General features: G+C 66.7%; 10 protein-coding genes. 6 read left to right on the top strand and 4 right to left on the bottom strand.

Annotated elements, in window-relative coordinates:
- The first annotated feature begins 135 nt into the window (after positions 1–135).
- Positions 136–585 (top strand): hypothetical protein, encoded by a 450-nt coding sequence (locus tag ACYVKA_RS13505; protein WP_460706178.1) that lies wholly within the window; start codon positions 136–138, stop codon positions 583–585.
- A 110-nt stretch (positions 586–695) separates the two neighbouring features.
- Here ACYVKA_RS13505 and ACYVKA_RS13500 read toward each other — a convergent pair whose 3' ends face one another.
- Together ACYVKA_RS13500 and ACYVKA_RS13495 are read right to left on the bottom strand one after the other, a co-directional pair.
- Complete coding sequence (locus ACYVKA_RS13500; protein ID WP_460706176.1) at positions 696–1,769, bottom strand: BsuBI/PstI family type II restriction endonuclease; 1,074 nt, start codon at positions 1,767–1,769, stop codon at positions 696–698.
- Positions 1,766–3,496, bottom strand: coding sequence for an Eco57I restriction-modification methylase domain-containing protein (locus ACYVKA_RS13495; RefSeq protein ID WP_460706174.1), 1,731 nt, complete (start codon positions 3,494–3,496; stop codon positions 1,766–1,768). The genes ACYVKA_RS13500 and ACYVKA_RS13495 overlap by 4 nt, the downstream gene beginning before the upstream one ends.
- A gap of 854 nt (positions 3,497–4,350) precedes the next feature.
- Here ACYVKA_RS13495 and ACYVKA_RS13490 point away from each other — a divergent pair.
- From ACYVKA_RS13490 to ACYVKA_RS13475, 4 genes are all read left to right on the top strand, one after another.
- Complete coding sequence (locus ACYVKA_RS13490) at positions 4,351–4,752, top strand: hypothetical protein (protein WP_460706172.1); 402 nt, start codon at positions 4,351–4,353, stop codon at positions 4,750–4,752.
- Complete coding sequence (locus ACYVKA_RS13485) at positions 4,749–5,204, top strand: hypothetical protein (RefSeq protein ID WP_460706170.1); 456 nt, start codon at positions 4,749–4,751, stop codon at positions 5,202–5,204. Before ACYVKA_RS13490 ends, ACYVKA_RS13485 begins: the two co-directional genes overlap by 4 nt.
- A 243-nt stretch (positions 5,205–5,447) precedes the next feature.
- Complete coding sequence (locus ACYVKA_RS13480; protein ID WP_460706168.1) at positions 5,448–7,274, top strand: ATP-binding cassette domain-containing protein; 1,827 nt, start codon at positions 5,448–5,450, stop codon at positions 7,272–7,274.
- Positions 7,274–9,397, top strand: coding sequence for a YhgE/Pip family protein (locus ACYVKA_RS13475; protein WP_460706166.1), 2,124 nt, complete (start codon positions 7,274–7,276; stop codon positions 9,395–9,397). Before ACYVKA_RS13480 ends, ACYVKA_RS13475 begins: the two co-directional genes overlap by 1 nt.
- Positions 9,398–9,669: 272 nt before the next feature.
- Here ACYVKA_RS13475 and ACYVKA_RS13470 read toward each other — a convergent pair whose 3' ends face one another.
- Positions 9,670–11,067, bottom strand: coding sequence for an Nramp family divalent metal transporter (locus ACYVKA_RS13470; RefSeq protein ID WP_460706164.1), 1,398 nt, complete (start codon positions 11,065–11,067; stop codon positions 9,670–9,672).
- A gap of 132 nt (positions 11,068–11,199) precedes the next feature.
- Here ACYVKA_RS13470 and ACYVKA_RS13465 point away from each other — a divergent pair, with 132 nt between their 5' ends.
- Positions 11,200–11,715: a DedA family protein gene (locus ACYVKA_RS13465; RefSeq protein ID WP_460706162.1), complete on the top strand. Its 516-nt coding sequence runs from the start codon at positions 11,200–11,202 to the stop codon at positions 11,713–11,715.
- A gap of 92 nt (positions 11,716–11,807) precedes the next feature.
- On the opposite strand, the gene ACYVKA_RS13460 is transcribed toward ACYVKA_RS13465, so the two are convergent.
- Positions 11,808–12,749 (bottom strand): ATP-grasp domain-containing protein, encoded by a 942-nt coding sequence (locus tag ACYVKA_RS13460; protein ID WP_460706160.1) that lies wholly within the window; start codon positions 12,747–12,749, stop codon positions 11,808–11,810.
- Positions 12,750–12,823: the final 74 nt, after the last annotated feature.

Raw genomic sequence — 12,823 nt, 5'->3', positions numbered from 1 at the left:
ATCCTGCTCACCAGCGCCGCGAAAACCGTAGCGTGAATACCCGTCACAACAGGGTCATCACCACGAACCGCGAAGAGCCACTTTGAGACGCCCTTGAGTCGGCTCAGGGACGGGCATCAGTTCTCCCATGACGAGATGCTGTCGCTCCTCCCGACGGCAGTACTCGATCCACTCAGCCGACTCATAAACCTAACAAAGGAGAACCTGTTTCCCCATTTGGACCGTGGAGGGTTGACCTTGGGCCCCACCTTCTCCGGTTCCACGCTGTGCACTGCTGACGCGGACCTCATCAGTGCTGGCTTGCTTGTTGACCTCAAGACGCGCCAAGGCCCAATGAACCCGCGCACTGGCATCCGCCACGACCAGGCAAAGGGTGTCGAGCTCTACCAGCTCCTCTGCTACGCCCTGTGGGACCTCGACAACGAGTATGGCATCAACGAAGTGGGGATGTACGCCGCACGCTACGGAGTCCTCCACCGTTGGCAGCTCACCGATTTCATGAGCACCATGGCACAACGCGAGGTCGACCTCGTCGAGGAACGATCCCTGATCCGGGATCTTCTCGAGAACCCTCCCGATGAGTAATGGTTGCTGAGTTCTTCTCTAGTGGATCAAGGCCTCGCTACGCTCGGCAGCCGCTGCGGTCCGTGTCCTCGCTCGCTGACGCTCGCTGCGGGCCGGTCCTACCTGCCAAGTTAGCCGTCAATCTCCGCGAGCGGAACCCATTGGAGCTCCATCATGGGCTCGTCCAAGTACCAAGCGAACGTTCCTGCGGCCAAGTCTTTCAAGCGGCGCTTGGCGGGGGCTGCGTTGCGTGACAGGAATGCCGTGAGGTAGCGAAGCTGCTGAGGGTCAATACGCTGCCCTCGTGCCCATTGTTCGAGCATCCTCTTCCTCTGCTCCGTAATTGGCCCATCAGAAGCGACAGCTTCAATGATCCAAAACGTGACGCCATCAGTCAGGTCAGCGATGAGTGCGTCCGGCAATAGGTTTGCCTTATCGATCACCAACCCCAAGCTGTCTAGGGTGTGCCGATCTCCAATGAACACCTTCTCACCCGGCTCGCTAATGGCCAGTACAACCGGATCACCCAATTTCGTGATGGCCCATTGTTCAATTACCCCCTTGAGGATTTCGGAGGATTTTCCTGATTCGAGCGACCTCACTGTCCCATCCGGCAGCGTCACGCTGACTGTCGAGAGTGCGTTTCGTCTCCGATGCGCGACGTTCGCTCGCAGCAACGATGAAGTATCCAGGTAGGTATTTTCCCACTGGGTGATGGCATCAGCCAGGGCATCATCCCTCAAGCTTGGGTCAAAGAGGTCTGCGAAATGGGGCTCCAGCGCCCAGCGGGGCTTATCGGAGGATGTTGCTATGCCCGTGCGCTTCCGGACAGCCCCCTTCTGGTGCAACTCCCGCCAGGTCTCATCCCGGAGTGATTCACGCGAGTTCTCCTTGTAACGACGAGCTCCTGTGATTCCCCAGCTCTCCAAGAGTGACCCCAATCGCTCGCTACTGCGCGCAGCAGCGTCTCTCCAAGCAGCTCGGTCATCCTCTCCGCCGTGGTTGCTGAGGACCTCGTCCCGTTGCCACAGGACTGTCGTTGGGCGCGCCCACGTCTCCGGATCCTCGTCGGCTACTGCACCTACATAGATCATCGATGCAACCGCAAAACCAGCAAGCGGACTCGACAAGGAGGTGTCAAAGGCGCCACCGAACAGCATCTTGAGACGGCGCTGTGCTTCTTCGGGGGTAATCAGGGGTCTCATCGAGCACCTCTTGGTCGGTAGGCGGCAGCCACAGCTCGTGGCAATTCACTGTCATCGAGCTCCGCCCAAGAAAGAATCGTCTCCTCATCAGGCATCGGCACAGCCATCAATTCGTAGGCGCTGAGGGCCACAGAGCCCGATATGCAGCGCACAGCGGAATCGAAGGTAGGGGTTGCGAAAATTCGTGACATAAGTTCAATAGGGATTCGGGAGTCAACTGATCGCAGCACGTTTACATGATTCTCGACGACCACTGCTCCGCCGAGATTGTCGAGCCTTGCTTCATCCAGCAGGGCCGAAACGAGCTTTCGTGGGCTCTCAGGGGCCGCGGTCCGTTGCACAAGAAGCGCAGGCTCTCGAAGCGCCAAGACGGTCTGGTCACTTCCGGAAGACAGCTGAATGAATCGCTTGTCATTGCGTCGTGCATCTCGCTGGATTGATCCGCCATCCAAGTCGCTAGACCACAAAACCGGAATACAGTCTTCTGCGGCGTCAGCGCGGAGATCCTCTTGGCGGCGGTTCCAGACCAAGGGTCCTGTCGAGACTTTCCATCCAAGTTCGCCCAGCGTGGTTGGCATTCCTGCCGCAGCAGCAGCCACCATTGCCAAGTTTGACCGGCGCGGGAGCAGCCAAGGCTCTTGCCCCCTTGGCGTAGGCACGTTGGCGATGACCCGCGCCTGGCCCTTAGAAGTGGAGGTCACCTTGGTCTTGCGCAGGCGTCGACGCGTGAAGGTGGCCAAACAGGTTTCCTGAAGGACACCGGTAAAGACGCCGGAACGATCTTCAACGAAGCGTACGGAAGCAAGACGAACGTTAGTTGAGAGCCGCTCACGGAGCGGGGCGAAGTATCGACCCGCAGTCCAAGAAGTGGGCACGAGCGCGGCCATCACCCCTTGGGCATCAAGCTGTTCTTCAGCAGCCGCCATGAACACCGCGTACAGATTCGCATGACCGTAGAGCACGTCCGCGAACCGTGCCTTGTCGGCTTCTGACAAGTGAACCCGACCGTAGGGGGGATTCAGCACCATGACTTTGGCCTGTCGTCCCCCAGGCGCCAACCCGTCACCTACCCTGGCGAGCGCGGGGAGTTGACGCCTCCTGCTCGGCGGAATCTTTGCTTGCAGGTGGAGCAGCTCCGCAGCCAAGATCACGTTGGCGATCCAGACCCCAGCCGGGTCAAGGTCGATGCCCTCGACCAAGGAAGGCAACTGCGCCAAGACCAACCGAGGTTCACGATCGGCGGTTGCGTGGAGGTGTTCGCGGAGCGCAGGAAGTAGCAGGGCTCCCGCTCCACATGCTGGATCACGGACTAAGCCCGTCAAGGCCTGGGCGGGGCCGGTGATCCCAAGATCTTCCCGAGCCATCTCCCAAAGGGACTCCGCCAGCGCGGACGGCGTGTAGTGACGCCCGTGTCGAGCTCTAGTCGCCGAGGTCAGCGCCGAGACGTAGGCCTGCCCGACTTCCTCTCCCGTCAATTCACCCCAAGTGTCCTCCAAGGGGGGGTCCTTGGGGACGGGGCAGGGTGGCAGAGCATCGATAGCTTGCTCGACATCGAGCCACTCCCCGTCGAGTCCGGCAAAGCGCGCCTTGTGTGTCCACCATGCAGGGATGGCAGCGACAACCGCAGCGGCCGTCGGCGTAAGCTCGGCGGCTGGATCGGCAGAAGCCACGGCTCGGCGAGAACCGCGCGCCCCGAGAGCGCGGGGGGACTCTGCCAAGCTCGTCATGCCATTATCGTAGACGCCCACGGAGACACAAAAGTCATGGCCAACGGCCATCCTGTAGATCAGGTGCCCCATCAGATGTCGGATCCACCGCGAAGGGACGGGCTCGGCAGCCCACGCCAGAACTCCCATCAACGCCAAGGATCCACCAATGACGGTGGCCCGCGGAGCTGCCCGGAACCTCGGCGTCCCGATGCTTCGCGAAATGCGTCGGGCATGAACCTCTCTAGTCTCAGTTCTAGTCTCAGTTGCCCTCGCGACGAGGCGTCCAGAGCGCCCACCGGCAGCCCGGTTCACGCTCAGACGCACCTCCTCGGACACCCCTGAGGCCCTGACCTCCGACTTGGAAAGCGGGTTGGGGCAAGGCCGCCACGGGTTAAAATCCCGTATCCTCCGCGGCGCCGACCAGGGTGAACGCCCCCGGCGGGCTAGTGGCGGGGCGTTCTGCGTCGTGGTCCCAGTTCCCGTCGTGGCGGTGTGCGGATCGCCCCGCCCCGACACGTCCGCGGGGTGTGGGTCACGGCCACGGTCTTGCCGCCGGCCATCACCATGACTGCCGGGCACCGTGCCCACATCGCGGGCACCGTGCCCACATCGATGGGATGCGGCACCGCCGGCCCCTGACAGGGCCGGCCCCTCGTCGTGACGGCGAGGCGTCCTGGCTGACGAGTGCGGGGCCGCCCAGACCCAGCCCCACCCGAGGTGCCACTGACTTGGGGCAATGAACTGCTGAAGGCCGCGCTCCCACGTTGTCATTCCGGGCATCGTGGGGATTTGATGGTGGCTGGCAGACTCTGCCAGCCACCCGATCGACGAGGTCGGTGGCATGGACCAACGGGAAGACAGGGAGGTCAGGCGTGGCAGACGGCTCCCATGCCAGCCCCCGGCGCCTGTCGCTGAATCCGGGCCGCCAGCGCATCGGCTCCAATGTCGCCGCCCTGCTCCAGGGCATCCGGCACACCGCCCTGCTGCTGTGGGTTCTGCTGATCCCCGGCGCCCTCGGCCCCGTGGTGCAGCAGGTCATCGCCCAGCCCGGCCCCCTGATGATCGGCACCACACTGCTCGTGGTCCACCACGTCGGCACCGGCATCCTGCTGTGGCGCCACGACTTCACGGTGCGCGCGGTGGCCGGCAGCGGACTGGTGCTGTTGGCTGCCATCATCGTGATGATGCCGTGGCGCTCGACGATTGACCCGTCAACGTGTGGGCGCCGGGCTACTGGTCGCTGCCCTGGGTGGCCTGCCTGCTGGTCATCTTGAGCCGCCGCCGCTACTGGAGGCTGGTGCTGACCGTCTTCCCGTCGCTGATGCTGCTCGATGTGCTCACCCAGTGGGCGATGGGCGCACCCCTGGACCGTTTCGCGATCCTGCCGCTTCCCGGCTTCCTGTCGCCGGTGCTGCTGCTGGTGCTCTTCTGCGACGGCCTGGCGGTGATCGCCCAGAACAGCGACGACCACATCTGGGAGCGCGAACAGGCCGAACTGGGACACACCGCGCGGCAACTGCAGGTGGAGGCCGAGCGCGAATCGGCCCGCCTGCTGCACGACCACGTGCTGCATGCCCTGCACGCGATCAGCCGCGAGTCGCTGCAGGTGGGCGCCCAGGACGTCGCCGAGGAGTGCCGCACAGCGTCGTCCGCGCCATGGCCGACGCGACCCACGAGGCGCTGGGCAATGTGGAGCGCCATGCCGAGGCGGCCTTCACGACGCTGAACGTCACCCACCACGCCTCACAATGGCACTGCACCATCACCGACAACGGCCGCGGCTTCGACACCTCCAAGGCCCCCGCAGCGCCTGGGCATCCGTCGCTCCGTCGACGAGCGGATGGAGTCGGTGGGTGGCTGGGCACGGATCACGTCGTGGCCGGGCCATGGCACCCGTGTGCACCTGGTGTGACCGTGGCTCGACGAGCAGCATCTGGACACCGACGACGGCAGCCACACGGCCCGCCAGGTGCTCACCCGCACCGCCTGGCCGAACCTGGCGCTGGCCCCCTTCTTCACCGCACTGCTCTTGCCGCTGGTGAGCCCGCAGTGGCCGGTGGTGCTGGCGACGCTGCTGCTGGTGGCTGCTGGGGCGGCGAGCATCTGGTGGCTTCGTCGCCACCCGATGAGCCTGCTGCACGCCACGCTGCTGGCCGGCATCTCGGTGGCGGTCTGGGCCACCAACCTGTGGACCGCGCCCGACCACACCCGCGTGGTGCACTACCTGTGGCTGTGCTGGGGCTGTGCCTCACTGGCGCATCTGGTGGTGCTTCAGCAGCGGCTGTGGCAGGCCATCCTGGCGCTGGCCGGCTGGGCGGCATCGATGCTGGCCCTGCTGATGGCCCGCTTCGGCCCGGGCCTCGACCTGGCCGCTCTTCACCCGGTGGTCTCGATCGGCGTGGGCGAGGGCCTGGTCTCTCTGATGGTTTTCCACTCGGCCCGGCACATCTCGAATGTCGCGGCGATGGAGCGCCACCAGGCACGGGCCCTGCGCCGCGAGGCGGACCGGCTGCAGGCCATGACCCACCTGGACGACCACTGGTCGCACCGGGTCACCGGCGCGCCCCGGGCAGCAGGTGACGTTGAGCGGCGCCGCGGACCGGATGACGGCGGTGGTGCTGGCCCCGAGCCGCTCGCAGCGGATGCGGTGGGCACGGATCTTCGCCGTCGGGTCGATGCCGGGCGAGCAGGTGCAGGTGGATGCCGACGAGGACTCCGCCCGGATCACCGTGCAGCGGCCTGCGGCAGTCCTGGGACCCGTCCGGGGCACCAGCGCCTGGTAGAAGGCTTCGACCGCACCGACCCTGCGGGTCCGACAGCCTGTCGCACGCGCCCGCGGTTCTTGGCGGAGACTACCCTGAGAACCCCCGTCACCAATTTCGTTGCACCGGTCAGTGCAATTACATTTGGCGGTGCACGAGAGGACCACATGACCACCAGCCAGCCCAGCCCGTCACCCCACGAGCCGCAACACGCCGCCGAGGACGACCAGCCAGCGCCGATCCACGAGCGCATCGAGGCATCGCCCGGGATCACGCACGCCGCCGCGCCATCCGATGCCCCGCACGAGCCCACGCACGCCGCCGAGCCCGACCTGCTGCTCAGCGCCCGGGAGTTCCGGATGCGCGGGCGCGAGTCGATGGTCTTCGGCCCGCTCGACCTGGACTTCCCCTCCGACCGGCCCGCCGTGCTCGTCGGCCAGCAGGGCTCAGGACGCTCGTCGCTGCTGCTCGCCCTGGCCGGGCGGCTCAAGGGCGTCGAGGGCAGCCTGCAGGTGGGCGAGATCGACGGCATCGCCCAGCCCTGGAAGCTGCGCCAGCAGGTCTCGGTGGCCAGGATCAGTGGCTTCGCCGAGCTCGAGGACAACCTGACCATCGGCGAGTCCCGCGACGAGCGCGCCATCGCCGAGGGCATCGGGACCCGCCGCGGGCGCACCCGCTTCCGCGAGCTGGAGGACCTGCTGGGCCACCGCTTCGACACCGACCAGCTTGTCGACCGAATGGCCGCCCAGGAAAGGATGCTGCTCACCCTCGTGCTCGGCTGCCTGTCACCTGCCCGCTTCGTGGTGGCCGACGACGTCGACGAGTCACTGACCGACGACCAGCTCGTCTGGCTGCACGACGCGATGGCCCTGCTCACCGAGGACGGCAACCGATTCGTCATCTCGAGCCTGGAGCAGTCCCCGCTGCCGCCGCTGGCAGCCGTCGTCATCCTCCCGCCGCCGGCCCAGCGCGGCGAACCGAACTTTGCCCTGCGCCGCACCCGGCGCCGCTCCACCACCATCGAGGACGCCTGATGTTCCTGTCCCGCTTCGAACTGCGCCGCTTCCGCGGCCCGCTGCCCAAGCTCGCACTGATCTTCGCCATGCTCGTCCCGGTGATCTACGGCTCCATCTACCTGGCGGCCAACTGGGACCCCTACGGCCGCATGCGCGACCTACCGGTGGCCGTGGTCAACGACGACAGGCCCGTCACCTACAACGGCAAGAAGGTGCAGGCCGGCAAGGACTTCACCGACAACGTCGTGGAGGCGCGAAACTTCGACTGGCACGTCACCGACGCCACCGACGCCGAACAGGGGCTGCGCGAGGGCCGCTACTACCTCAGCGTCCACGTGCCCCAGAACTTCTCCGCCGACCTGGTCAGCGGCTCCACCGACCACCCGCGCCGGGCGAAGATCACCATGCACCGCAATGACGCCAACGGCTTCGTCATCGGCTCAGTGACCGGACAGGCCCAGAACAGCATCGAGAAGGCCGTCAACGAGACGGCCGTCGAGGCCTACTTCGAGGCCGTCTTCGCCAACCTGGACAAGATCCGCGACGGCATGGTGGAGGCCCGCGACGGCTCGGCAAAGCTCACCACCGGCATCACCAAGGCCAAGGACGGCTCCGCGAAGCTGGCCGACGGCGCCACCACCGCGAAGGCGGCCTCGGCCAAGCTCTCCGCCGGCGCCACAAGCCTCGACTCCGGCATGGGTGAGCTCGAAACCGGTGCCGCCAGCCTGCACAACGGTCTGGGTGAGCTGGCCAAGGGTTCGCAGCGCTTGGAGCAGGGTGCGGGGCAGGTGGCCGGCGGCACCGCCCAGCTGGCCGACACCGTCGTGCCGGTGCTGGACCGCGCCGCCGAGCTGCAGGGCACCGTGAAGTCCGACTCCGCCGAGATCAACAAGGACGTGCAGACCCTCAGCGGCCACGTGACCGGCGCCACTGACACCGTCGGCGGCCGGCTTGACCAGGCCGACCAGGCCCTGGCGACGCTGGCCACCGTGCCCGGGGTCACCGAGACCAAGGCCTACAAGGACCTGGCCACGCGCTTGGAACAGGCCCAGACCCGCAACAATGACGTGGCCGTGGCCGCCGCCCGCGCCTCCGGCCGCTCGGCGACGCTCAACGAGCGGGTGCAGCAGGCCAATGCCGCCGGCGAGCTGAAGAGCGCCTCGGCCAAGCTGACCCAGCTCAACCAGGGCGCACAGCAGGTGGCCGACGGCGCAGGCGACCTTCACGCGGGCATCGACAAGGCCTCCACCGGCGCCGGAACCCTCTCGGCCGGAGTGGTCAAGGCCCACGGCGGCGCTTCCCAGCTGAGCACCGGCATGGGCCAGCTCGACGAGGGCCTCGGCAGCCTGGACAAGGGCGCCAGCTCCCTCGACGACGGCCTGGCCCAGCTGGAGAAGGGCTCGCAGCAGCTCACCAAGGGACTCAGCGACGGCGTCAAGCGCATCCCCGCCATCTCGGGCGACAGCGCCGAGGGTGCCGCCCAGGTGCTCTCCTCGCCCGCGCACGTCGACACCCTGGTGGAGAACCCAGCCCACGTCTACGGCCGCGGCCTGGCCCCGCTGTTCTTCTCGATCGCCATGTGGGTCTTCGGCATCTCGGGCTTCCTGGTGATGCGTCCGATCTCGGGCCGCCTGCTGGCCGGGCGCATGAGCGCGTTGCGCCTGGCCCTGAGCGCCTGGATCCCCTTCGGGACGGTCGCAGTGGCTGGTGCGATCCTGATGCTGGCAACGGTCTGGGCCACCCTGGGCCTCGACCCGCTGCACGGTGTGGCGACGGTGGCGCTGACGGTGCTGGTGGCGGTGGTCTTCAGCCTGGTGGCGCACCTGATGCGCATCGCGCTGGGCCTGCCCGGATCGGCCCTGCTGCTGGTCTGGCTGATCCTGCAGCTGGCATCCACCGGCGGCACCTACCCCGCCGACGTGCTGCCGCCCTTCTTCCGCTGGATCAACCCCTTCATGCCGATCACCTATTCGATCGACGCCTTCCGGGTGGTGATTTCCGGCGGGTTGTGGAGCCACTTCGTGCACGACGTGGTGGTGCTCGCCGGCATCGGACTGGCCGCCCTGGCGCTCGACGTCCTTGCGGTGCGGGCCCGCCAGCGATTCACGCTCAGCGACCTCCATCCGGCTCTGGAGCACTGAGGCGCAGTACCGGGCGGACAGCCCCGGCCGCCCGGCACGTCGGACGACAGGCGCCGGGCGCCCCGGCCCATCCTGACGGCGAGTCAAATTGGTTCATGTTTCAATTGTAGGGCTGGGGGTATGAAGGTCTCCTCGTGGCGGACGGCGTCCGAGCCCCACGGGACATTCCCCCGACGAGCCCCTGACAACAACCAGCACGACCCTGACGAAAGATCCGTCAGGGTCGTGCTGCATCCTCACGCCCCACTCGGCCAGCGGGCGTCCACCACGGCTCAGAGCATGTCCACCAGCGAAACCAGGCCGACGGCGAAGACGGCGATCGCCGAGACCACCAGGTAGGCAGTGAACAGCATCCCGTCCTTGATCCGGCGGTCGGTCTGGGCGTGCGAGAGGTAGAGCGTGGCCACCGAGACCGCCATCAGGTACAGCGCATTGAGGATGCCGCCCAGGATCACCATCTGCAGCGGCGACTTCACCACCACCGCCAGCAGGCCCCAGATCACCGGCATGAAGACCATCAGGAAGCGCATCATCCGGCGACGGGCCGCGGTGTCGGTCCAGGTGAAGGCACCGAAGACGCTCAACGCGGCAGCGGTCTGGCGGCTCAGGCTGGGCACATTGGCCACGATCGTCTTGAACAGTGCCACCGCAGCAAAGACCAGGAAGACCACCGCCGCCCACGGGCCCATCGTGTCGCCGAAGATGCGCGAGAGCAGCTTGATGACGTCATTGCCGCTCGGGGCCAGGCCCTGCGGGTGCAGCACGGCCGCACCCAGCACGTAGAAGGCGGCGGTCGACATCGTGTAGACCACCCAGCTGAGCCAGGCATCCTTCTTCATCACGCCGATCCAGCCGCGCGCCCGCTCCACCCAGGCCTCGCTGCCGTCATGGGGCCCGGTCCAGGCGGCATAGCCCTTCTCCACGCACCAGAAGGTGTAGGAGCTGATCTCGCCCGCGCCGATCCCGGTGAGACCGAACATGCTCAATGCGATGCCCATCGTCCCGGCCGCAATCTTGAAGCCCATGCCGTGTGCCAGATCGGCACCGTCCCAGGCAAAGGGCGTGAACTGAACACCGAAGACCAGCGCGACGGCCACCGCCGTCACCAGCACCACCAGCACCGTGGAGACCTTCTCGACGATTTCGTAACGGTCGCTGACATGGATGGCGATGGCCACCGCCACCATCACCAGCACCCAGAATCCCAGCGAGGCCTTGGACATCGGATCACCGCCCACCGGCAGCAGCATCGACAGCGCCAGGCCTGCCGTGCCCAGCACGCCGGCCTGGCTGGTGAGGAACTGCAGGAACATCAGCACGGCCAGGTAGCTGATCCAGCCGCGCCGCCCGATGCGTGGCGGCACGTCGTCATAGCCGAAGGTGCCCGGACGACCCGTCGAGATCGACCAGCGGGCCAGCTCGATCTGCACCGCCACCTTCACGAAGGTGGACACGAAGACCAGCCACAGCAACAGGAAGCCGACCTTGGCGCCGAGCGTGGTGGCGGTGATCAGCTCACCACTGCCCACGACGGCGGCCGAGGTGATCATGCCGGGCCCCAGGAAGCGCATGCTGGGCCCCCAACCGGTGGGTGGATCCTGCACCTTCGCAGGATCGAGGATGTAGGGGTCGCCCTGCTCCTCTGCCTGGGCAACGGGGGTCTGGGTCATGACAGGCTCCTGGGGAGTTGCACCCACCCGGGTTGGATGGGGAGGCCCAGCCTAGGCAGCTGCACGCCCGGAACACCATGCCTGGCCAAGCTTTGCCGCGAAGGCCAGATCACGGGCGCGTAGGCTGTCAGGATGCACCCGTCCACCATCCCCCTGCCGCTGCAGGCGTGGTGGAACCCGGTCAGCTGGGAGGCGCCCTTCGTCGTCGTCGCGGCCGGACTGTTCGTCGTGGTCCTGCTGCGCGCCGGAGGCACCTACCTGCTGGGCCGGTTGCTGCGTCGCGGTTCCGAACGGGGACGCCAGGACGCGGTACGCCCCGGCCTCACCGAGCGCGTCGGCTTCATTCGCGCCGAGCAGGCCCTCAACACCTGGGGTGCCCCGGCGGTCACCCTGGGCTTCCTCACCATCGGCGTGCAGACCATGGTGAACCTGGCCGCCGGATTCACCCGGATGCCGCTGCGTCGCTACCTGCCCGCACTGCTGCTGGGCTGCCTGGCCTGGGCCGCGATCTATGCCAGCGCTGGATTCGTCGGTATCAGCGCCGTGATGGTGCTGTGGCGCATCCACCCGCTGCTGGCCATCTCACTCATGCTGGCGGCAGCCGTCGGGATCGGGCTGCTCGTGCGCAGCCAGCTCCAGCACAACTGACCCACACCGAGCACACCCAAAGGGTTCCGAGCATACGTTGGAACGTGTGCCCGGAGCCCCTTGCCTGTGCCTCGCGCGGACGAGGCGTCAGGTCACATCGCCGCGAGTGCCTTGTTCGCCAGTCCGCGCGGGTAGTGCGAGCGCATCCGCACCTTGCGCTCCAGGTCCTTGATGATCGCCGGAGTGAAGTCGACGTCGTAGATGTTCTGGGAGCTGCCCAGGCCGCCGGGGGTGAAGACGTTGATCTCCATCAGCTTGTCGCCGACAATGTCCAGGCCCACCAGGAACATGCCGTCACTGACCAGCTTGGGACGGATCACGTCGACCATCTGCAGCATCTCGTCGGTGATCGTGGCCTCCTGGATGGTGCCGCCGGCCGAGACATTGGAGCGCATGTCGGCCGACTCGTTCACCCGGCGGAAGGCGGCGTACTTGCCGTCCACCTTGAGCGGTTCGCCGTTCATCACGAACAATCGGGTGTCGCCGGCGGCAGCGGCCGGCAGGTACTCCTGCGTCACCACATAGCCGTCGCGGCTGATCGCCTCGATGATTTGGTTGAGGTTGGCCGACTCCTCCTCGTTGACCAGGAAGACGCCGGAACCACCCGAGCCCTGCAGCGGCTTCAGCACCGCCTTGCCGCCCAACTCCTTCACGAACTCGCTGATCTGCTGCTCGTCGCGGCTGATCAGGGTCTTGGGACGCACCGCCTCGGGGAAGTGCTGGAAGTAGGCCTTGCTGACCGCCGTCGCCAAGGTCTCGGGATCGTTGACCACCAGCACGCCGCTGGCGGCGATCAGCTGGCCGAAGGCGATGCCGGCGGTCGCCGCCCAGGGACGCTCGGCGTCGCTGGCCGGGTCGGAGCGCAGCATCACGACGTCGAAGTCGCTCAGCGTGGTCTGGGTGCCCTCGTCCTTCTGGACGTCCTCGAGGTAGCGCTCGTGCGAGTGGTAGCTCTTGGCCTTGCCGGCATGCACCAGGGCACCCAGGGAGCCGTCGGGCAGGTAGTTGAAGTCGCCCAGGCCGATGATGCCCACCTCGTGGCCAGCTGCACCGCGGTCAGAGCCAGACGGGTGGTGGTGTAGCCAGCCCTCTCGGTGGCGATGTCGTT

Source organism: Luteococcus sediminum, from assembly GCF_054783495.1.
The sequence above is the reverse complement of the archived record's forward strand: the minus strand, read 5'-3'. Positions and strand labels throughout refer to the sequence as shown.

What these genes read in the sequence shown, in the direction of transcription:
- ACYVKA_RS13505 (WP_460706178.1), top strand. Translation starts at nt 136, where the DNA reads ATGCTGTCGCTCCTCCCGACGGCAGTACTCGATCCACTCAGCCGACTC.
- ACYVKA_RS13465 (WP_460706162.1), top strand. Translation starts at nt 11,200, where the DNA reads ATGCACCCGTCCACCATCCCCCTGCCGCTGCAGGCGTGGTGGAACCCG.
- ACYVKA_RS13475 (WP_460706166.1), top strand. Translation starts at nt 7,274, where the DNA reads ATGTTCCTGTCCCGCTTCGAACTGCGCCGCTTCCGCGGCCCGCTGCCC.
- ACYVKA_RS13500 (WP_460706176.1), bottom strand. Translation starts at nt 1,769, where the DNA reads ATGAGACCCCTGATTACCCCCGAAGAAGCACAGCGCCGTCTCAAGATG.
- ACYVKA_RS13495 (WP_460706174.1), bottom strand. Translation starts at nt 3,496, where the DNA reads ATGACGAGCTTGGCAGAGTCCCCCCGCGCTCTCGGGGCGCGCGGTTCT.
- ACYVKA_RS13470 (WP_460706164.1), bottom strand. Translation starts at nt 11,067, where the DNA reads ATGACCCAGACCCCCGTTGCCCAGGCAGAGGAGCAGGGCGACCCCTAC.